We start from the raw sequence: 21339 nt of genomic DNA, 5'->3' as shown, positions 1-21339 counted from the left end.
TTTAAGTATCATGCTTAGCCGTTTCAAGGAGATGCGTTCAGTAAAGTGCGTACTAAGCGGCCGTCACTCTTCATACATTTCGTTCCATTCATACCTTGTTAAAAAGGCGAAATGCAGACAAGCAAACGAGCCTGACTGCATCTACACTTACGAACGTTTTGATAGAACTTGCTCTTCATACTTCTGTACATCTTGCAACCAACTTTCCTTTGCAGGTACATTCATTTCCTGACAATATTGATTCCATATAACTCCAAATGGATACGTTTTAAACTCCTCTAACAGAGCTAAACGTCTCGTGAAATCTCCATTTTCTTGCAGTTCCTTTAATTGACAATGAGGAAGTAACAAAGCAAAGAGCAATGCTTTGATCATATTTCGTGTACCAATCGTCCATGCTGCAACGCGATTAATGCTTGCATCAAAGAAATCAAGACCGATCATCACTTTATCTAACGCATCATTTCGAACAATTTCCATGGCAATCTCTTTTAGTTCATCATCAAACGTGACGACATGATCACTATCCCATCGAACTGGTCGAGATACGTGTAATGCAAGCTGGTCAAAGAACAGTAACATCGCTGATATTTTATTTGAAACCATTTCAGTTGGATGATAATGCCCTGTATCTAACAAACAATTTACATCATTTTTTAGCGCGTAGCTCAAATAAAATTCATGTGAGCCAACAACATATGCTTCTGAACCGATCCCAAATAATTTACTCTCAACAGCATCGACTAAATAATTTTTGTCTATTTCTTCAGCAAAGATTTCGTCAAGTGCTTCCATTAAACGACGTCTAGGAGTTAAACGGTCACTTGGCGTATCTTTGTAGCCATCTGGAATCCAAATGTTCGTTAAACAAGGAGTGCCTAATTCTCGGCCGAAGTATTCACCAATTTTCCGGCTCGCCTTACAATGATCAATCCAATATTGACGAATTTCTGGATCAGGATGAGCTAATGTAAGACCGTCTGCGGCTTTTTCATGTGAAAACAACGTCGGATTAAAATCAAGTCCTAACCTATGTTCTTTTGCCCACGTGACCCATTTCTCAAAATGCTTCGGCTCAAGCTTATCTCGTTCGACTACCTGACCATCGGTTTCAGCATAAATCGCATGAAGATTGATGCGATGTTTACCTGGGATCAAAGAAAGCGCCTTTTCAATATCAGCACGAAGCTCTTCAGGTGTTCGTGCTTTACCAGGATAATCACCTGTAACGTCAATCCCACCAGACAATTCACCACGGTTCACTTCAAAACCACCAACATCATCACCTTGCCAACAATGAATCGAAATCGGGATATTTTTTAACGTTTTAAATACTTCATCAATGTTAATACCCCATTGCTCGTATTCCTGTTTTGCACTTTCAAATGCTTGATTGCTACTCATTCCATTCCCTCCTCGACACTAGTCATTGCATGATAACGCTTTAACTCGAATGAATTCGCAATGACCTTGCGTGCATCTGCGATTTCATTTAATTCTCTTAAAGCCATTAATTGAGCTACCACATTCCCAATTGCCGTTGCTTCAACAGGTCCTGCACATACAATCTTTTTTGTTTTGTCAGCAATCAACTGATTTAATTGCTCATTCTGACTTCCTCCACCGATAACATGAATCGTTTCATATTCTTTTTCGATCATTTCTTCAATCTCCACAATTGCCTTTTGATAGCTCTCAGCTAAGCTATCGAATACACACTTAGCTACTTCACCAGGTTCATGAGGGACCTGCTGGTTTGTCTCTTTACAATATGCTTGTATTTCTTTTATCATATCGTCTGGCTTTAAAAAACGTTGATCATCAACATTAACAATTGAAGTAAACGAACTGTGCTGTTTAGATAACTGGACAAGCTTAGCAAACGAATACGCATCATCGTACAAGCGTTTCACTTCTTGTATCATCCAAAGCCCCATAATGTTCTTTAAAAACCTAAAGCGATAATCCACTCCACCTTCATTTGTAAAATTATAATCTAATGCTTTCGTAATGCAAATAGGAAACGAATTCTCAATCCCAATTAATGACCAAGTTCCAGAGCTAATGTAAATCGTTTCATTGTTTTCTGGCACAGCCAATACCGCCGAACCAGTATCATGTGTTGCAGGCACATAAACATCTAAAGAAAACCCAAGCTCTTCGACTAATTCTTCCTTCAATGATCCGAGCTTTTCTTTCGGAAGAATGATTGGCTGAAAGATATCGAAAGGTAACCCTAAGGCATCAATTAATTCTTTGTCCCATTTTTTCGTAAAAGCATTCACTAGTTGTGTCGTTGTTGCATTTGTATACTCATTAGCCTTTTTACCCGTTAGTAAAAAATGAAAATAATCTGGAATCATTAAAAACGTTTTCGCTTTTTCTAACAGCTCAGGCTGCTGCTTCTTTAATGCATACAATTGATAGATCGTATTAAACTTTTGAAATTGGATACCAGTATCTAAATAGAGCCGTTCCTTTTTTATAATCTCTGTAACTTCTTCCATCATCCCATCGGTACGCGGATCACGATAGGCAACAGCATCTGTTATAAGCTGGTCGTTTTCATCTAAAAGGACAAAGTCAACCGCCCACGTATCAATTCCAATACTTACTGGTTTATTTTCAAACTCGCGACATTTCTTTAATCCAGCTTTGACTTCCAAAAAAAGCGTATCAATATCCCAACAAAAGTGGCCTTTTTTTTCCACCATTTTATTATTAAAACGATGAATCTCATCTAACTGGAGTTGATCATTAGCCAATTGGCCAAGCATCACTCTTCCGCTAGAGGCTCCAATATCAACCGCTAGACAACTTTGATTCATGTTATCCCTCCAAATGTAAACGCTTCACCCGTGATTAGTCCATAGTGAAAGACGATGACCCTCCTCCAGTTAAGAAGCCACGGAAAAAGTTTACGATCAAACTTTTTCCGTGCCCCCTTCGGTTATATATGGAGGCAGGTCATCTACTATTCTTTTATTTATCGAGTAAAGGCTGCTGGTACTCCGCCATCAACAGTAATCATACAACCTGTTGTCTTAGCTGCTTTTGATGATGAGAAGAAAAGAATCGATTCAGCAATATCCTTTGGATAAATATTAACAAGTAATGTAGTACGCTTACGATAATGTTCTTCCAACTGATCTGGTTCGATTCCATAAGCAGCAGCACGTTCTTCACGCCAGCTAGAACCCCAAATGGCTGAGCCTTGCAAGACTGCATCTGGTAATACAGAGTTCACGCGAATACCGTATTCGCCCCCTTCAGCCGCAATACATCTAGCTAAATGAACCTCTAATGCTTTTACAGAGCTATAAGCAGATGCATTTTTTCCAGCATAGACTGAGTTTTTCGAACCGATAAAGACCATACTTCCGCCAATTCCTTGCTCTTTCATCACCTTAAATGCTTCACGAGCTACAAGGAAATAGCCTGTACCGAGAACATCCATATTTAAATTCCACTCTTTTAATGTTGTTTCTTCAATAGGGCTAGAAGTAGCTAGTCCCGCATTATTAACGATGATATCGATACCACCATATACAAGAGTTGCTTGTTTTAAAGCTGCTTGTACTTGCTCTTCACTCGTTACATCCATTTTAACAGCTAGAGCTCGTTTGTCACCATACTGTTCATTAATCTCTGACGCAACTTTTTCCGCACCTTCAAGGTTTAAGTCTGCTACAACGACATGTGCTCCTTGTTCAACAAACTGACGGCATGTTTCACTTCCGATTCCACCAGCTCCACCTGTCACAAATGCTACCTGTCTAGAAAACTCTGCTTCTGCTGGTGCCAATGATAGTTTATAAAGCTCTAATGGCCAATACTCGATGTTATAAGATTCGTTTTCATTTAAAGAGACAAATGTTCCTAATGCAGTCGTTCCTTTCATCACCGAAATCGCACGGTGATAAAGGTCTCCACTTACGTTAGCCATTGTGACGTTTTTCCCTGTATTCACCATGCCGATTCCAGGAATTAATATTACTCGTGGTGCTGGCTCAAACATAACATCGCCTTCATTTTTATTTTCATTGAAATAGTTTTGATAGTCACTCTTAAATGTTTCAATACCAGATTTAATTGCTTCAATCAAATTTTCCACATTTTTCGATGATGGGTCCCAATCAACAAACAATGGTTTCATTTTCGTATGAACGAGATGATCAGGGCAAGCTGCTCCTACTTGTGATAGTTCCGCGGCCTCATAGCTATTTACGAACTCTACAATCGCATCACCTGTATCATGCGTTAAAAGCATCTTCTTCTCATCACTAACTGCACCACGAATGACTGGCATTACTTGCGCTAACAACTCTTGCTGCTCTTCACTCGTTAATGATTGATATTTCTGGCCACCAAATGGCTTCTTCCCTTGTGCTTGCTTATGAATAAATGCCTCTGCTTCATTAATGACAGAAATGGTCTTATCATAGCTTTCCTTAGCTGTATCTCCCCAAACGACTAAACCATGCTTCTCCATTAAAACAAGTTCTGCATTCGAATTTTGCTTCACACCTTCTGCAATCATTTTTGATAAAGTAAATCCTGGTCTTACATATGGAACCCATACAAACCGATCTCCAAATATCTCTTTTGCTAACTCTTGCCCATTATGAGCACAGCATAGACTAATAATCGCATCAGGATGCGTGTGATCTACATGTTTAAATGGTAAAAAAGCATGTAATAACGTCTCAATCGATGCACGTGGATGTGTATGATCAATCATACAATGTGTTAAATAAGCAACCATTTCTTCATCAGACATTTCATCACGCTCGATTAAAGGACGGATATCTTCAAGGTTTAAACCAGTGAAATTCTTCGCTTTCATTGTTGCTAAATCAGAACCGCTACCTTTAACCCACATAACCTCGACATCACGCCCACGAAAATCCTTAACCGTCGTCTTCATTGACGTATTACCGCCACCCCAGTTGCAAACAGCTCGGTCAGAACCAATTAAATTAGAACGATATACAAGTTCATCTAATCCTGGCTTCAAAGATTTTGCATTTGCTTCATTCCAAAGATTTCGTACCATAATTACCTCCGAATAGTTGTTTTTACTTCTGAATAAAGTATAACATCTTTGTTTTATTTTGTATATATGTTTGTTTATTTTTGATTTTATCTAAGTTTTACAAGTAGTTGCTCAAGCTAATAAGATACAGTAAAACACGAGGGGTAACTCCTATTCTATTAAAGACACCGAAAAAGTTAAAAACCAAACTTTTCGGTGTCCGATTTCCTATTAAACAAAATCATTCCAATCGAATCAAAAATATAAAAAATTACTTATAGTCTAAAATGACTTTCTCACCATTAAAGCTAGCGATAAAGTCTGATTGCTTATCAGTCACTCTAAATATATAATCTCCAATCTTTAAAATCGTTCCCTCATAGGCAGTTCCTACTTTTATTTGTTTATCTTTTGGTACAGTAACGACTGTTCTTGTACCTGCATATGTGCCTAACTCTTTTACCTCTACTCCCTCTTCTGAATAAATCGAACCTCCTCTAAACTTTCCGAAAATGTTAACTGTTCCGTTCGCATATATTTTTGTATTAACACATCCCTTACCAATAACATAAATAGCTCCATTACTAAATAAATGACTATTGATAGCATCTGAAATCGTCATTGTTTGATCCTTTTCAGCTATGATTGTATTTGAAATAACATTTTCCATACGTTGTGTTAATTGTTGTAAATCTGAAATCGTCACTTTCTTATTTGTTAACGTTAAAAAATTTCTCCGAAGTTCATTTGATATTTCGCCCCATTTGCGATCCTCAATATACTGGTAATCGTTGTAAACCTTTTTCATATACGTACCGATTACTGCTCTTAATCTAGTAAATTTCTTTTCTAACAGCATAATGACAATGGGTTGAATCCCACTTGCCTTCAAATCAATTGATTGAAACGATGGAGACACTGATAACTGCTTTAATAAATCAATCATTCTATTAACCTGCTCTAATATCACTTTTAACAAAAGACCTAACTCACCTGCTATCTTACTGTTCTTTCCAACAGAGAGTTCGGAATTCATTACATTTCCTCTTACTGTAATAGATTTATGTGAAATGAGTTGCGCTTCAGTCACCGTCTTATAAATGTAAATATCTCCACCTGCTTTAACCTTCATTTTTTCTACTACATGACCTAATATTTCTACGTCACCATCAAATGTGACATTCCCTGTGCGAATCGTGATATCTTCTTGATACGTAAGTTTTGGATAAACAGTTACCTTCACAGATAGATCGTATTTGTCAATTTGAGGTCTACCTTCACCTAATGCGATTACATTTCCATTTGCTAAGCATTCAACTCCTTCTCCTAATTTCATGTTCACGGATTGACCTTTCTTGGCTTGAATCACTTCATTAAATATATTTCTTCCATTGAACCCTTCAGTTGGCGGATGAACAATCCCAATGACTTGTCCTCCTTTCACTGTAGGAATTTTCATTGATTGACGGTAATCAATATTTCCTTGATCATCTTCCACAAACCGTTTCTTTGTTTCTGTTTCAACCTTGACTTGAAATGTGCCATCTTGGCCATCTTTTGACTCTTTTCCTACAGCCACTTCATATTCGCTAGGAACCATTGATTGAACGGCCTTTGAAATTTCTTTATATTTGATACCATAAACGATTTTCAACGTTTCTAATTCGCGAATGATTTGATCAAAGGTTAAAGAATTTGTTATTTCTTTTTTCTCGTTGATTTGTAAATGAATATGTTTATTCGGAGAAGCATCTTCTAGTTTTCGATGGATTTTATAACCTGGGCGTACGATTAACTTTGCACTTAATTTTTGCTCATCTACGATAAAGGACCACTCTGTATCTACTTGCTCATTTTCGTGAATGATTTGTACATCAAGCGCATCCTGTTCAGATACGAACACCTTCTTTTCAGTTACACGTTCACCATTTTTTATGAGTATCATTTCTTCACTTAGCGATACACTTGCATAGCAACCGATACTATCATGAACACATAGCTGACCATTCTCCACCCACACCACTGGTTCTACTCGGTTACTAGTAAGTAGTGAAGCATTTATATCTTCTTTATTTAATTGTTGACGTTGAATATCTTTATTTATGATTGCGCTTTCATTTTGGATTTGCTTTAAGAATCCTTCCATTTCTATAAGGGGATCAATGACTTCAGCTTTAATAGGTTGACGTATGGACAACTTAACAACGGCTTTCTTCTTTTTCATACTAACAAACCCATCAGATCCAGTTTGTATAATCTCAATATCAACTTGATTTTCTTTGGCATTTAGCATTTGTAAGCCGATATCAATCGCTTCCTCAACTGACCTACCTTTTGTCACTATACTGTTCATGACAATCCCCCTTTCTATTTTACAATGCTTTATTTTTTTGAAAGCGGTAATAATCACTCTTCTTCACTTTCACTTATCAACTATGCCAGTGAAGACCCAGTCCTAATTAGTTATGAAAGTTTAAATTACTGGATTAACTTATTTAAATTCACTACTTCCTCATTTAATTTCTTCACACTTTTTGAAACCTCATCCATCGAAGCATTTGATTGCTGAGTTGTTGCTAATACTTCTTCTATACCCGCTATAGACTCTTCTGAAACAGAAGCAACATTTCAAAAGAAGAGCCCATTTGATTAGAAATCGTCAACATACCTTGTACCGATTGCGACATACGAGTAATTTGACTGGTAATATTCCGATTGTATGAATGAGTTCAGTAAACATTCATATTTTCAGATAGTTCTGAAGCGCCATTTGCCTATACTTCTGCATCACTTGATAACTCCTTCATCATAGAGGCAATTTGTTGACTCCCTGTTGACAATCTTCTGCAACGGTGACAAATACACTTGGCCAAACAGTTAAATGTTCCATCCATTTTATTCAGTTTCTGAAACTTTTATCCTCTCCCAATACCAACAAGCTGTAACTCATACTTTTCTAAATCAGAACACTTTAGAACATTGCGGGCATCTATGATCATTGAACCGTCCATTTTTTCTTTCACCAAATTCCAATCAGCCTTAGTAAATTCTTCCCACTCTGTTGCTACTATAAGAAGATCTACACCATGCACTGCTTGATAAAGATCGTTATATTCAGTTACTTCATTCCATTCTAGCTTTACAACAGGATCGTACACTTGAACATGACTTTTTAGTTCCACCAATCTCTTAATTAGTTGTATAGCACGTGAATGACGTGTATCATCCGTATTAGGCTTAAATGAAGCACCCCAAACTGCTACTTTCTTATGTTTTGGATCAACCAAAATTTGTTTGATTTTATCGATATATACCTCTACCATCTGTTCATTGACACGTTGAGCTGTTTCTACTAGTTGAGGGACATATCCCACTTCTTCTCCTTGCTTTATTAATGATGAAACATCTTTTGGTAAACAGGAACCCCCATATCCTAATCCTGCCTGTAAAAACAAAGGACCAATTCTTGGATCTGTTTTCAAACCTTCTGAGATGTCTTGAACATTAATATCAAAATGCTCGCTTAATAGAGCCATCTCATTCATAAACGATATTTTCACGGCTAAAAATGCATTAGAAGCATATTTAATTAATTCGGCTCCATTAAATGAAGTAATAATATAGGGTGCAGGACTAAAATGATAAAGTTGCTTCATCAGTGACACATTCGATGCATCTTTTACTCCAAGTACGATTTTATCAGGGGATAACATATCTGCTATCGCCGTACCCTCTCTAAGAAATTCTGGGTTTGAAATAAGGTCAAATTGTCCCTGCTTTAACCCTTCTTGCAAAAGCTTCTTTTCCATCCATTCATTTGTTCCGATCGGTACTGTGCTTTTTGAAACGATTACTTTATAAGAAGTAATGATCGTAGCAAGCTCTTGTAACACTTGTTCAATGTATCTTAAATTTGTTCGTCCATCTTCTAGTGAAGGAGTGCCTACTGCAATAAAAATAATCTCACTTTGTTTAACAGCTTCCCTCATTTCAGGTACAAAAATTAATTGCTTGTTATTCACGTTTGATTGAACCATTGCATCTAAACCTGGTTCATAAATGGGTACATGTCCACTCTTTAATCGTTCTACTTTTTCTTGATCCTTTTCTACACATTGGACGTTATGCCCTTGTGAGGCTAATACGGCTGAAGTCGTTAATCCAACATAGCCTGCGCCAATGACACAGACATTCATCCCCATCACACTCCTCTGTATCTCTAATTTGTATATCTTATGGTGCGTATGTCTATTAGTGAGGAAAACGAGTGGATCTAATAAAAATTCCTCAAACGTCTATTTATTAAACGCTTTCATACAAAAAAGCCTGTTTTCAGTCGGACAACTTACTTGTTATTTGAATGAGAATAAACTACTTTTAACGATGACCACAATGGGAGAGGATATCATTGAAAATAAAAAAAGCAGTCATCCCAGCAGCAGGCTATGGAACGAGAAGCCTCCCAGTCACCAAAGTTATCCCTAAAGAAATGTTTCCTATTAAATCTAAGCCTGCTATTCAATATGTTGTAGAGGAAGCAATAAATAGCGGTATTGAAGAAATCTTAATGATTGTCTCAAGAAACAAGCATACGATTATTGACTATTTTGATCGTTCGTTAGAGCTTGAAACTTTTTTACAAACACAACAAAAATCACACCTGATAAATAAATTGATATTACCAAACGTTCACCTTGAATATATCAGACAACAAGAGGCGAAGGGATTAGGACATGCGCTATCACTCGCTAAACGGTTTGTTCAAGATGAACCCTTTGCCGTTTTATTACCAGATGACTTAATCATTAGTGATCAACCTGCTTTAAAAGCCCTTACCGATACGTATGTTGAAAAACAAGCACCTGTTATAGGTGTCATGCAAGTACCAAAAGAACGCCTACGCCAATATGGAGTTGTAATGAGTCAGCCTTTACAACACCAGCTACATCAAATTAATCATTTAGTAGAAAAGCCGCGTTCACCAATCTCAACAAATTTAGCAATAGTTGGGCGTTACGTTTTACAACCTACTATTTTTAAGCATTTAGATACTGTACAACCTGATCTTTCTGGTGAAATTCAATTAACAGATGCTCTTAAAGCCCTTCTTACCAATACATCTATACTCGCTTACGAATTAACTGGTAAACGATTTGATATCGGGTTAGAAGATGATTATGTACAATTAATTCAACTATTACACAACTCATGATCCGTTATAAAGGATGCTAGTCACTTAGTATCCTTTCCAATCATCATTAAAATTGAGTAAACAAAAATAGTCTTGCTTTGTCACCATTTAGCCATTTTTTCTCAAATAAGTTTGTGAAATATTGAGCAAATCATAGTATACTATATGTAACAGGCGATGATGTTAACTGAAAGGTGATGAAAAATGACTACTTTAATAGCACTATCTCCAATTGCCATCGTATTATTATTATTAATTGTATTGAGAATGCCTGCAATAAAAGCTATGCCAATTAGTTTACTTTTTACCGCTTTAATTGCTTATTTTTATTGGAAAGTTCCTTTCGTGCAACTTGTAGCATCAGCCATTGAAGGGGTTTTAATCGGCATATCGATCTTATACATTATTTTCGGAGCTATTTTACTACTTAATACTCTTAAAGAAAGCAAAGCCATTGATGCGATTCGAAATAGTTTTTTTGGCATTAGTCAAGATCGCAGGATTCAGCTTATATTAATTGCTTGGCTATTCGGAGCCTTCATTGAAGGCGCAGCCGGATTTGGTACTCCTGCCGCAATTGGCGCTCCTCTTCTTGTTGCACTGGGTTTCCCTCCATTGGCAGCTGTTTCACTTGCTCTAATCGCTGATAGTAGTCCTGTTTCTTTTGGTGCTGTTGGAACGCCTGTAATTGTAGGTGTCGGTCAAGGGTTACAAGAGGGCTCACAGTTGGCCGCGATCACTAACAGTTATATAACCGAAGCTTCTCTCTAGTTATTTGCGAATAATCGCTTCACAGGTCATGCAAATTGACGTTATCATCGGTACGTTAATGCCACTTGTATTAGTGATGATGTTAACCCGCTTTTTTGGAAAGAATCGATCCTGGCTAGAAGGACTTAAAGTGTGGAAGTTTGCTTTGTTTGCAGGTATTAGTTTTACATTTCCTGCATTATTAGTTGCGACGTTTGTTGGTCCTGAATTCCCTTCTATCTTTGGTGGGCTTATTGGATTGTTCATTGTCTTATTAGCCATAAAAAAAGGCTGGTTTCTCCCAGAAGAAGATTGGGATTTTGATAAAAAAGAACATTGGAATAAAGAGTGGCTCGGTTCCATTGTATTAAAAACAGAGGAAGGCCACTCGAGGTCACTTCCTTTGTGGTTAGCTTGGATTCCTTATTTAGCTCTCGGATTCCTACTCGTTCTAACAAGACTTGAAGTATTCCCTTTTAAATCTTGGCTTGAAGGAGTTGTTATAGGCTGGTCGAATATTCTTGGGACATCTATTAGTGCAACATTCTCGCCACTCTATTTACCTGGTACGATTTTTCTTATCGTTGTAATTCTGACATTCTTTCTTCATCAAATGAATCGGTTGATGATGGTTCGAGCCGTTAAACAATCCAGTGGCATGTTAATTGGAAGTGCTGTTACACTTTTTACTGCTGTTCCTATGGTAAGAATTTTTATTAATTCGGGAGTCAATAATGCCGAGTTGGTTAGTATGCCGATAGAACTTGCTAATCAAGCTGCATATTATTTAGGTAATAGTTGGCCACTAGTAGCTCCTTTTATTGGTGCACTTGGCTCATTTATTTCAGGAAGCGCTACATTCAGTAATATGATGTTTTCCCTTTTACAATTTTCAGTTGCGGATCAATTAGCACTGCCTCCTGAACGAATTCTTGCTCTTCAAGTATTAGGCGCTAATGCTGGAAATATGATTTGTGTACTAAATGTAGTCGCAGCAGCTTCCGTTGTAGGATTAATCGGTAAAGAAGGAACCATTATTCGATTAACCATTTTACCGATGCTCTTTTATGCGAGCTTGGCTGGAGTGGTTGGCTTTCTTTATATTCTTATTTTCTAAGAGAAGTCAGTAACCTAAGAACGAGGTTGGGACAATACCTCCTCTGAAATGAAAAGCCGGTGAATTTTACTTGTCGTAAAATTTCACCGGCTTTCATGATTTTGGCGCTCTCCATTTTACGGAATATGTAGCCGCCACAGGTTCGTTCAATTGCGCTCCAGCCACTCGCTTTCGAGGCCACTGAAAAAGTGCGATATCACTTTTTCAGTGACTTCCTCGCTTTCCGCGGGGAGGTGCCGAGCCTCTATTTCCCGCAGGAGTCGAGTGGCTTCCGCTCCATTTCACTATGAGAATAATCCATCATTCAGAGCCACTATAAAAATAGCTAATTTTTCACAATAAACGAAATGCGTCTCGCGTTAAGGTGTTGGAACATAACAAAAGTGTTCATCTGAGAATTCGAACATTTATAACGCATAGTAGATTTGTTCGGCTTCTCATTTCTTAAAATACTTTTGTCCCACCCTCGTTTATCCAATTATTCTTTCATTGGTGTAACAGCTTGATGAATATGATTCGTCAGCTCTAGCGTATAGCTTTCCTTTTGATCTCGTGTCCATTGTAACGAATGAGCCATACACTCAATCACACCCTCTTTCCATTGTTCAACTAAGCGCAAATTAAAATAGAGCAGCCCCGTACGTCTAATAAAGAAATCCTCCGGTTTTACGACCATTTCATGATTCATAGCATAATGGAGAGCAAGAAATAATTCATCTGGTAAACCAAAACGCTCTTCATTTTTGAGAGTTCTCTTCAGATCAATCACTGTTGTCACGTTTGAACCGAATAATTGAACTAAATATCTTGCTTGCTGCTTCGTCAATCCTTCATTTTGAGCATACTGAATCGCTTCCTTGGCAAATTCCTCAAAACCTTTAGAACCACCGACATGTCCGCCAGAAATCGGAAGCTTCTTCGTATTTGATGGTGGATAATCTTGATCCAAGTCTTTTATTGCTTGATCCACTACTGTTTCTGCCATCTTTCGATAACCTGTTAGCTTTCCACCTGCGATCGTCATTAAACCTGATTCAGAATGCCACACCTCATCCTTACGTGAAATCTCAGAAGGATCTTTGCCTTCTTCATAAATAAGAGGTCTTACCCCTGCCCAGCTTGATTCTATATCTTCGGCTGTTATATTTACGGTAGGAAACATTCCATTAATCGCTTGAATGATGTATTCTCGATCTTCATTTGTCATAGGTGGATTTCTTGCATCCTTATTAAAAAATGTATCCGTTGTACCGACATATGCTTTTCCATCTCTAGGAATCGCAAACACCATACGACCATCTGAAGTATCAAAATAAACGGCTTGTTTTAATGGAAAACGAGCTTGATCAATAACTAAATGTACTCCTTTTGTTAATCGTAACACTTTACCTTTTTTTGATTGATCCATCTCTCTAATTAAATCTACCCACGGACCTGTAGCATTAATTGTTTTCTTTGCTTTCACTTGAAAAGTATGATCAGAATGAAGCAAATCCTTGACCTCGACCCCAATGTTCTTTCCATTATCATACAGTAACCTCGATACTTGTGCATATGAAATCGCATGTGCCCCAAATGCGACCGCTTCCTTTAATACTTCTATCGTTAATCTAGCATCATCAGTCTTATATTCAACATAATAACCTCCACCAAGAAGACCATCTTGTTTGAGCAACGGTTCCTTTTGCAATGTTTCTTTTGTTGTTAGCATTTTACGCCGTTCTTGCTTTTTCACTCCGGCTAGGAAATCATACGCTCTTAGTCCAACCGACGTTGTCAATTTTCCAAATGTTCCTCCCTTATGAATAGGAAGAAGCATCCACTCTGGCGTTGTAACATGTGGACCATTTTCATAGACGATTTCCCTTTCTTTCCCCACTTCTGCAACGAGTCCTATTTCAAAGTTCTTTAAATAACGTAATCCTCCATGCACAAGTTTCGTAGAACGACTTGATGTTCCTGCTGCGAAGTCTTGCATGTCTACTAAAGCAACGGACAGTCCACGTGTAGCAGCATCAAGTGCAATACCAGCACCTGTAATCCCTCCTCCAATTATAAGCAAATCATATTGTTGATTCCCCATTGTACGAATCATTTCTTGGCGCTTCTTACTAGAAAATTCTACTCGCATTTAAACCACTCCTCTTATTTTAACCTGTGCAACATGCTCTTTCTTAATCGAGTCGCGCATTCTTTCAACAAAAAAAGGAGAGACCACAACAAACACAAAGGAATTTCTTCCATTGTGAGTGTGGTCTCTCCTTGTCTCCAACCGATTCTATTAACTTATTAATAAGTATACCATACATATGCAATCATTTAAAGATATCTAACGATGAAAGTGACGCCATAAGCTCGTATTAGATGTTGTTACAGCCTTTGCTCCAGCATTCAATGCCTCTTCCACTTCATCCACCGTATCAATAAGCCCACCTGCAAAAACGTCGCGAGCTGTCTTAACGTGAATCTCTTTAATCACTTTCGGAATTAAACCAGGAAGAACTTCGACAAAATCGGGCTGTGCCTTCTGTATTAACATAATATTCCGCTTTAGCGCATTAGAGTCTAGGATGAAAATACGTTGGATCGCTTTCACCCCTTTTTGCCTAGCTTTTAATATGACACTAGCCTTAGTGGATATGAGCCCATACGGTTCCACTTCTTGACATAAATATTCAGCTGCATATTCATCATTTTTCAACCCTTGTACTAAGTCCGCATGCAGAAACATTTTTTTCTCTTTCATCTTCGCCATTTCAAACACCGCTTTAATTTGCGACATATGGAGCTCCAAAAACACGCCATAATCATAGTGACTTTTTAAAAACGTTTCAAAATCTTTCATATTACGAACTGCAGGAAGGATTTTTTGATTTTCAAACAAGGCATCCACATCCTTTCTTTTATGAGTCGTGCTGAGCAATTACAAAAGGCTTGATCTATGATGAAAGTGAAACGTGAAACATAAGAAGGACGTCGCTCTTCTCTAAATCCTCTTCCGTCTTTCTTAATTAGATTTCTGCGCCATTTATAAATGATTGCGCTTAAAGAAAGCACGGAGACAAGGACTACGCGGAAGACACTAAAAAAGGATAAATCAACTTGTTCGGTACCTTTAATTAGTCTATCAATTGCTTCACTCGCTGCTCGCTTGATACTGAAAAACCACTCGTATCAAGCTTTTCAAAATAGACAAGTTCGTACATTGCTTAAAGGGCACTGAAAAAGTTAAAAATCAAACTTTTTCAGTGCCCTTATTATCATTCTCTAAATCTCAACACTACTATTAACTTTGTACATTATTATAATTGCAAACATCGACAATTACAACTAGTCTTACAAAAATAGTACTGTACATTTATTCATTCAAAAATACGTTATTAGTATGTGTTTTTAGTGTATCGGAATTCCACTCTAAAATGGTCTGCTCTCTAAATATTGACTAATTAATTCACAAAGGATCATAATCCCTTCTTCAATCAAGGAATCATGCAAAAAAGCAAAACAAATCCTTAGTTCATTATAGTTTGCCTCTCCCGCATAACTTACAGACCCAGGTAAAAAAGCAAGTTTTTTTCTTACAGCTAATTTCAATAGTTCATCTGTATCAACCCATTTCGGTAATGTTACCCAAATGTTTAATCCTCCAGATGGGTGTGTCCATGAAATATTTGGAGGCGCATATTTCTCTAACATGGTCTGTACTAATTCACACCTTTTTTTCAAATTCAAACGTAATTCTTCTAGTTGTTTTTCCATTCTATTAGACTTTAAATAAGGCAAAACCGCTCTCTGCGTTAATAACGGACTCCCTAAATCCGTTATAGATTTCGCTGCTAGTAATCGATTCATAAACGAGCCTTTAGCTATCAAGGCTGAAATCCGACATGACGGTGCTAACACTTTGCTAAATGTTTTAGAGTGAATGACATGTCCCGCAGTATCCAATGAATATATCGACTTCGGAGGCTTTTCTGTAAAATACATATCACTAAATGTGTCATCCTCCAGAATAATTGTATGGTATGCCTCTGCAATTTCTAGTAAATGCTTTCGCTTAGGCATACTCATCACAGCCCCTGTAGGATTTTGAAAGGTTGGAACTGTATAAATTAACTTTGGTGGATGTTGATCACATAGTTTTGTTAATAAATCCAATCTTAATCCTTCCTCATTCACTGGAACTGTTATGATTTTTGCTCCACGACTCAAAAAAATATCAATAGCTCCAGCATAAGTAGGTGCTTCAACATAAACAACATCACCTGCACCAATAAACGTCCTCGCTACTAAATCAATCCCTTGCTGAGAACCACTAACCGTTAAAACTTGATCAACCGCTACATTCATACCCTCTCGTTTGAAGTAATTGACAAATTCACTTCTCAGATCCATATCACCTTGGAACGGACTGTACTTAGATAAGGCCGTTTGATCAGTTTTTTTAATTTCTCGAACGATTTCATACGTTGGTAACAACTTCTCGTTAATAGCTGATACATGAAAAGGAAAACGAATCGAACTGTCAGCTTCTTGAAATCCCGCTTGGAAATTCTTAAGCATTTGAGCTCTTGGTAAATAATCAACTATTGTTAGTTGCCAATTTAGGTCGGAGTTATCTTCTATTTTCTTAGTTGACTCCACTAATACATAGCATCCTTTGCCATGAATTCGAGTAATTAGTCGTTTCCGTTCCAATCTTTCGTAAGCCTTACTACACGTAACTAAACTAACGCCTAACTGTTTAGACAAATTTCGTAATGATGGCATTTTAGTATGAGGCTTCAACAACCCCGAGCGTATTCGATCTTCGAATGCTTGAACAATTTGATCAGTTAACGTCGATTGACTCGTCCTTTTTAAATGAATGTGCATATGAATCCCTCACCAACTGTTATAAATCAACCTTTACTGTTATACAAGTAGACATCTACACTTGAAAAAATTCAATGCCTTTGCTTCAGAAATGGTAGTCATCATTTCCTTAAGCATAGCATCTTATTAAGGAGGAAAGTTAAAAATGAAAAAAACAAAAACTGTTTTATTGGTGGGTTCTATTTTAATTTTAATTGGATTAGCCGTAATGACAATTGTAGAAGGACCAAATGGGACAGGAGGAAATAATCAAAAATTACCAAGCATTCATGGTGCACCTTAATAACAGCACTTTATAACTACGCTTGATCAATCAAAAAAGATCTGCTCCAAAGGTGTAATTTGACCTTTTGGAACAGATTCCCTTCTTACGTTAAGTATTCCATAATAATACTAGCTGTTTCTTCAATCGATCGATCGGATACGTTAATAACAGGGCATTTCAACTGGCGCATAATTGAGTCAGCTCGCCTAAGCTCTTCTTTAATATGATCTAAGGCTGCATAGGAGGATTCATTTGGCAGCCCTAATGACTTTAAGCGCTCTTTGCGAATTTTTAATAAATGTTCAGGGTCAATCGTTAAGCCAACAACTAGCTTACTCGTTGTTGCTTCATATATTTCATTGGGGAGTTGTACAGTTGGCAAAATCGGTAAATTGGCTACCTTGTATCCTTTGTGAGCCATGAAAATACTAAGGGGTGTTTTAGACGTTCGTGAAACACCAATAAGTACAACATCTGCCAATAAGAGACCACGAACATCCTTACCATCATCATACTTAACAGCAAATTCTACTGCTTCAATACGCCTAAAATATTCATCATCGAGTACTTGGCGCAAACCTGGTTCTTGTTTTGGCGAATCGTTATATGTATCAATATACGCTTGCATAAGTGGCCCCATTACATCAACGGCTCGAACTCCATTCGCAATCGCCTCTTGCTTCATTACTTCACGCAATTCCGGCTGTACGAGCGTATAGGCAATAATTCCAGTAGTTGCAACTGCTTGATTTACTATTTTCACAATCTCCTCATCAGATTGAATATGGCCGAACCGTTTAATTTCAATTGTATTACTAGAAAATTGGCGAATCGTTGCTCTTGCAACAGCTTCTGCTGTTTCTCCAACAGCATCTGAACAAACATATATAATTGGTTTTTGCTGAGTCTCTCCCACTATGAATCCCCCTAGGCTTCAGTCGCTAATTCTAATAGTACCTTCGTTAAATTAGTCTTAGTAATTCTCCCAACAACTTGCTTTTTTTCTTTGTCTCCATCTTTAAATTGAACAACAGGTAAACCATCAACCTCAGTATGAATCATTTTTCTTGCTGCTTCAATTAAGGATTCCTCTGGTGTAATGATCACAACTTTCGAGTGACGAGTCATAACCATATCAACCGGTATCGTTAAGGCATTAGCATTTCCTAATGTGACTTTTAATAAGTCTTTCCGGCTTACAATCCCTTCTAATAACCCGTCTTCATCTACGACTAATAGCGAGCCTACATTCTCAATAAATAACGAAACAACAGCATCCTGCACTGTCGTCGTTTTCTGAATAACAACCGGTAGCCCTTGTATATCCTTAACCTTGATCTCATTTAAGCGATTTTTAATATTTCCATCGCTTTGAGCAGTTGTTCCAAGAAAATAACCAACCTTAGGTTTTGCATTTAAATAGCCAGTCATAACGAGGACCGCTAAATCTGACCTTAATGTTGCGCGACTTACCCCTAACAACTCTGCTATTTGCTCTGCTGTAATAGGCTCGTGCTTTTTTAATATTTCAATAATTTCCAGTTGACGATTGGAAAGCTCTATTTTGACCATCCCCTGACTCTTTTCAACATAAAGGACATCCTTTATCTTTCTTTAATCGCTTTAAAGTGTATCATATTTACTTATTAATGTACACTAATTAAGTACTTATCGCACTGATCCAGCACTTAGATAGAACTTCCTTCATTCATAGTAGAGCCTACACTTTCTAATCCTCTCGGTCTTGCGTGACGATACCACTGATAGCATAAAATAAAAATAATCACAGCATCAATAAGATCACCGCCATAGTACATTAGCATTGCCCCTTCTTCGGCTTGTATACGATCAACGCCATTTGGTGGAAATGCAAAGATAATCTTTGCTAAAATACCATGTGCTGCTAGTGCAACAACTAACGTTATGGAGCGAAACAAATAGCTTGTCCGTTGCGAAGACGGATCTATATGCAGCATCGAGGCTGTAAACACATAACCAGCCAAAAAGATATGAATATGGATCACCATATAAAGGACTGAATTCATATGCATCATCATAAATAAGTCCGTACCATACAATAACCACAATCCACCAATATTTAAAAGAGATGCAACGACCGGATTCATCATGAAATGGATCGGCTTCATTTGTAACCATTTTGCTATTCTCCTCGCGTAAATGACTGGTAATGCTCGAAATAGTAATGTGACTGGAGCCGCCACTACCATTAACAACGGAACAAGCATTCCTAATAATAAATGAGCAACCATATGACCTCTGAAGTCAATATGAGCCCAATGTACGATTGGCCCATAAAGTGAAAGAAGCGCACATATACAGGCGATCACCCAACATATTATACGTAACACACTCCACTTTTTGAAACGACGATTTGAAATAAGTACACAGATCAAATAAACAAAACAAGCAACAACAAAAGGTAATGCAAGCAGTATTTCTGTAATCGGAACATGCTGATGACCTATCATTAAATTGCAGCTCCTGAACGATTATTTTCATTGTTCGCTCCCCATAATAGAATGGCGCCGATAACAATGAGTAATACAGCTAACACATTCCATGTCACATCATAAACGAACACATCTTCCACATAACGAATTTGATGTATGCCCATCACTTTATGCTGAATTGTACCATCATATAATTGAAATAATCCCGCTCCAATCAAAACACCACTCCACCATCTCCTCATCCAAATTCCACCACGACTTTGTAAATCGGCAAAAAGAAATAATCCGGCAATTGTCGCGAACCAACTAAAGGCGTGAAACAGGCCGTCGGAAATAAGTCCAATATTGGTCGTCGCTAAATCATAAAAATGATGCCAATGAAGTAATTGATGAAAAACCATCTCATCAATAAAAGCAATGAATCCTATTCCAAATAGAAAGCCTGACCAAAAATTTCGTTTACGATAAACTCGTTTTGAATGGAGACGAGGCTTTCTTTCATTTGTATGTTTATCATTCTTCATTTTTAACACCTTTCTAAATTAGTTTACGTTCATCATTTATTACTATTTGTATATTAATCCTTTTTTATCCAGTTACTTTAATAAAAAAGATGCCTAAAGGAATATGCTAGCCTTTAGACATCTTTCATCATTCATACATTATTCTAACTTCAACAGTACTCCAATTGTCTCCAAATATCTCGTGCTTGCAACAGCTAGTTTTCTGCTACAAACCGATTTGTTAAAGCACCAAGCTTTTCAACCTCCACGGTTACTTCATCATTAGGTTTAAGATATACTTGTTCGTCTTCTGGCAAACCAAGAACGACGCCTTCAGGTGTTCCTGTTAAGATTATATCACCAGGAGTTAATGTCATATGTTTAGAAATATAACTGACGATCTCATCTACATAGAAAATCATATCTGATGTATGTGATTCCTGACGAATTTCTCCGTTTACATATGTTTTTAAGGATAATTGATTAGGATTACCAACTTCATCTGCTGTTACTAAATAAGGACCGACAGGAGAAAAATCATCACATGTCTTACCAAGCAACCATTGAGGCGTTGTAAATTGTAAGTCCCTAGCTGATAAATCATTAGCAGTACAGTATCCAAAAATATATTGTAACGCTTCATCCTTTCTAACATTTTTAGCGTTCTTCCCTATTACAACCGCTAATTCTACTTCATAATCAAGCTTATTTGTCACAGCTGGAATAACGATATCACATTGATTCCCTGTTAACGTATTGTTAAATTTATTAAAAAGAATCGGAACTTCAGGATAGGAGGCATTTGTTTCATCAGCATGTTTTCGATAGTTTAAACCAACACAAATGATCTTATTTGGTTCAGGTACACATGCCCCCCACTCAATCTCTTCTTCAGAAACAATGTATGGTGGCCGTCCATTTAAAGGTAACGTGTCCAAATACGACTGTAAATCAGCTAAACTTTTCTCGCCTCCATGTATAATCTCCATAACCGTTGTTGCCACTTCACCTTTCACATGTAGTAATGCTTCATGAATGTCTACAATTCCTTGTTCAACTTTCACTCCTAATTGAAGTTGTCCATTTTTCTTAATAGATAAGAATTTCATTCAAATCCCCCATTACATTGATT

General features: G+C 37.4%; 17 protein-coding genes. 4 read left to right on the top strand and 13 right to left on the bottom strand.

Going from position 1 to position 21339, the window contains the following annotated elements:
* Positions 1-147 precede the first annotated feature (147 nt).
* From rhaA to JCM9152_RS05720, 5 genes are all read right to left on the bottom strand, one after another.
* A complete protein-coding gene (gene rhaA, locus JCM9152_RS05740) occupies positions 148-1404 on the bottom strand; it encodes an L-rhamnose isomerase (protein WP_035341927.1) in 1257 nt (418 codons plus the stop codon).
* Entirely contained in the window at positions 1401-2828 is a 1428-nt protein-coding gene (gene rhaB, locus JCM9152_RS05735; RefSeq protein ID WP_035341925.1) for a rhamnulokinase, read from the bottom strand. The genes rhaA and rhaB overlap by 4 nt, the downstream gene beginning before the upstream one ends.
* Before the next feature lie 158 nt (positions 2829-2986).
* Complete coding sequence (locus JCM9152_RS05730) at positions 2987-5056, bottom strand: bifunctional rhamnulose-1-phosphate aldolase/short-chain dehydrogenase (protein ID WP_035341923.1); 2070 nt, start codon at positions 5054-5056, stop codon at positions 2987-2989.
* A 250-nt stretch (positions 5057-5306) separates the two neighbouring features.
* Positions 5307-7388, bottom strand: coding sequence for a FapA family protein (locus JCM9152_RS05725; RefSeq protein ID WP_035341921.1), 2082 nt, complete (start codon positions 7386-7388; stop codon positions 5307-5309).
* A gap of 562 nt (positions 7389-7950) precedes the next feature.
* Entirely contained in the window at positions 7951-9231 is a 1281-nt protein-coding gene (locus tag JCM9152_RS05720) for a UDP-glucose dehydrogenase family protein (protein WP_035341920.1), read from the bottom strand.
* Between the two features lie 212 nt (positions 9232-9443).
* Here JCM9152_RS05720 and JCM9152_RS05715 point away from each other — a divergent pair, with 212 nt between their 5' ends.
* The 3 genes from JCM9152_RS05715 (at position 9444) to JCM9152_RS23165 (ending at position 12093) form a co-directional block, all read left to right on the top strand.
* A complete protein-coding gene (locus JCM9152_RS05715; RefSeq protein ID WP_035341917.1) occupies positions 9444-10247 on the top strand; it encodes a UTP--glucose-1-phosphate uridylyltransferase in 804 nt (267 codons plus the stop codon).
* A 183-nt stretch (positions 10248-10430) separates the two neighbouring features.
* Positions 10431-10997: an L-lactate permease gene (locus tag JCM9152_RS23170; RefSeq protein ID WP_235715632.1), complete on the top strand. Its 567-nt coding sequence runs from the start codon at positions 10431-10433 to the stop codon at positions 10995-10997.
* A 28-nt stretch (positions 10998-11025) separates the two neighbouring features.
* Positions 11026-12093, top strand: coding sequence for an L-lactate permease (locus tag JCM9152_RS23165; RefSeq protein ID WP_369384529.1), 1068 nt, complete (start codon positions 11026-11028; stop codon positions 12091-12093).
* 478 nt (positions 12094-12571) lie between these two features.
* Here the strand turns inward: JCM9152_RS23165 and JCM9152_RS05705 are convergent, their stop codons facing one another.
* The 3 genes from JCM9152_RS05705 to pdxR all read right to left on the bottom strand — a co-directional run bounded on the left by JCM9152_RS05705 (position 12572) and on the right by pdxR (position 16968).
* Entirely contained in the window at positions 12572-14224 is a 1653-nt protein-coding gene (locus JCM9152_RS05705) for a glycerol-3-phosphate dehydrogenase/oxidase (RefSeq protein ID WP_035341914.1), read from the bottom strand.
* A 198-nt stretch (positions 14225-14422) separates the two neighbouring features.
* Positions 14423-14977: a glycerol-3-phosphate responsive antiterminator gene (locus JCM9152_RS05700; protein ID WP_035341911.1), complete on the bottom strand. Its 555-nt coding sequence runs from the start codon at positions 14975-14977 to the stop codon at positions 14423-14425.
* A 530-nt stretch (positions 14978-15507) separates the two neighbouring features.
* Positions 15508-16968: a MocR-like pyridoxine biosynthesis transcription factor PdxR gene (gene pdxR, locus JCM9152_RS05695; RefSeq protein WP_035341908.1), complete on the bottom strand. Its 1461-nt coding sequence runs from the start codon at positions 16966-16968 to the stop codon at positions 15508-15510.
* Between the two features lie 145 nt (positions 16969-17113).
* Between pdxR and JCM9152_RS22570 the strand changes: the two genes are divergently transcribed.
* On the top strand, positions 17114-17251 hold the full coding sequence (locus JCM9152_RS22570; protein ID WP_156314980.1) for a hypothetical protein: 138 nt from the start codon (positions 17114-17116) through the stop codon (positions 17249-17251).
* Between the two features lie 85 nt (positions 17252-17336).
* Here the strand turns inward: JCM9152_RS22570 and JCM9152_RS05690 are convergent, their stop codons facing one another.
* The 5 genes from JCM9152_RS05690 to JCM9152_RS05670 form a co-directional block, all read right to left on the bottom strand.
* A complete protein-coding gene (locus JCM9152_RS05690; protein WP_035341905.1) occupies positions 17337-18149 on the bottom strand; it encodes a pyruvate, water dikinase regulatory protein in 813 nt (270 codons plus the stop codon).
* Positions 18150-18160: 11 nt separating this feature from the next.
* The gene (locus JCM9152_RS05685) at positions 18161-18805 is read right to left on the bottom strand and encodes a helix-turn-helix transcriptional regulator (RefSeq protein ID WP_035341902.1); all 645 of its coding nucleotides are present in this window, start codon (positions 18803-18805) and stop codon (positions 18161-18163) included.
* Positions 18806-18921: 116 nt separating this feature from the next.
* A complete protein-coding gene (locus JCM9152_RS05680; protein WP_035341899.1) occupies positions 18922-19722 on the bottom strand; it encodes a cytochrome c oxidase assembly protein in 801 nt (266 codons plus the stop codon).
* Entirely contained in the window at positions 19722-20228 is a 507-nt protein-coding gene (locus tag JCM9152_RS05675; RefSeq protein ID WP_035341897.1) for a DUF2243 domain-containing protein, read from the bottom strand. Before JCM9152_RS05675 ends, JCM9152_RS05680 begins: the two co-directional genes overlap by 1 nt.
* Before the next feature lie 194 nt (positions 20229-20422).
* Positions 20423-21316, bottom strand: coding sequence for a fumarylacetoacetate hydrolase family protein (locus tag JCM9152_RS05670; RefSeq protein WP_035341894.1), 894 nt, complete (start codon positions 21314-21316; stop codon positions 20423-20425).
* Between the last annotated feature and the right edge of the window lie 23 nt (positions 21317-21339).

It is taken from the genome of Halalkalibacter hemicellulosilyticusJCM 9152 (assembly GCF_000513115.1).
In the GTDB taxonomy this organism is placed as follows: Bacteria; Bacillota; Bacilli; order Bacillales; family Bacillaceae_D; genus Halalkalibacter; species Halalkalibacter hemicellulosilyticus.
The sequence above is the reverse complement of the archived record's forward strand: the minus strand, read 5'-3'. Positions and strand labels throughout refer to the sequence as shown.

Bases quoted from the DNA above. Each gene is read 5' to 3' on its own strand.
- JCM9152_RS05675 (WP_035341897.1), bottom strand. From the start codon at position 20,228: ATGAAGAATGATAAACATACAAATGAAAGAAAGCCTCGTCTCCATTCA.
- rhaA (WP_035341927.1), bottom strand. From the start codon at position 1,404: ATGAGTAGCAATCAAGCATTTGAAAGTGCAAAACAGGAATACGAGCAA.
- JCM9152_RS05685 (WP_035341902.1), bottom strand. From the start codon at position 18,805: ATGGTCAAAATAGAGCTTTCCAATCGTCAACTGGAAATTATTGAAATA.
- JCM9152_RS05720 (WP_035341920.1), bottom strand. From the start codon at position 9,231: ATGAATGTCTGTGTCATTGGCGCAGGCTATGTTGGATTAACGACTTCA.
- JCM9152_RS22570 (WP_156314980.1), top strand. From the start codon at position 17,114: ATGAAAAAAACAAAAACTGTTTTATTGGTGGGTTCTATTTTAATTTTA.
- rhaB (WP_035341925.1), bottom strand. From the start codon at position 2,828: ATGAATCAAAGTTGTCTAGCGGTTGATATTGGAGCCTCTAGCGGAAGA.
- JCM9152_RS23170 (WP_235715632.1), top strand. From the start codon at position 10,431: ATGACTACTTTAATAGCACTATCTCCAATTGCCATCGTATTATTATTA.
- JCM9152_RS05670 (WP_035341894.1), bottom strand. From the start codon at position 21,316: ATGAAATTCTTATCTATTAAGAAAAATGGACAACTTCAATTAGGAGTG.
- JCM9152_RS05730 (WP_035341923.1), bottom strand. From the start codon at position 5,056: ATGGTACGAAATCTTTGGAATGAAGCAAATGCAAAATCTTTGAAGCCA.
- JCM9152_RS05680 (WP_035341899.1), bottom strand. From the start codon at position 19,722: ATGATAGGTCATCAGCATGTTCCGATTACAGAAATACTGCTTGCATTA.
- JCM9152_RS23165 (WP_369384529.1), top strand. From the start codon at position 11,026: ATGCAAATTGACGTTATCATCGGTACGTTAATGCCACTTGTATTAGTG.
- JCM9152_RS05725 (WP_035341921.1), bottom strand. From the start codon at position 7,388: ATGAACAGTATAGTGACAAAAGGTAGGTCAGTTGAGGAAGCGATTGAT.
- JCM9152_RS05705 (WP_035341914.1), bottom strand. From the start codon at position 14,224: ATGCGAGTAGAATTTTCTAGTAAGAAGCGCCAAGAAATGATTCGTACA.
- pdxR (WP_035341908.1), bottom strand. From the start codon at position 16,968: ATGCACATTCATTTAAAAAGGACGAGTCAATCGACGTTAACTGATCAA.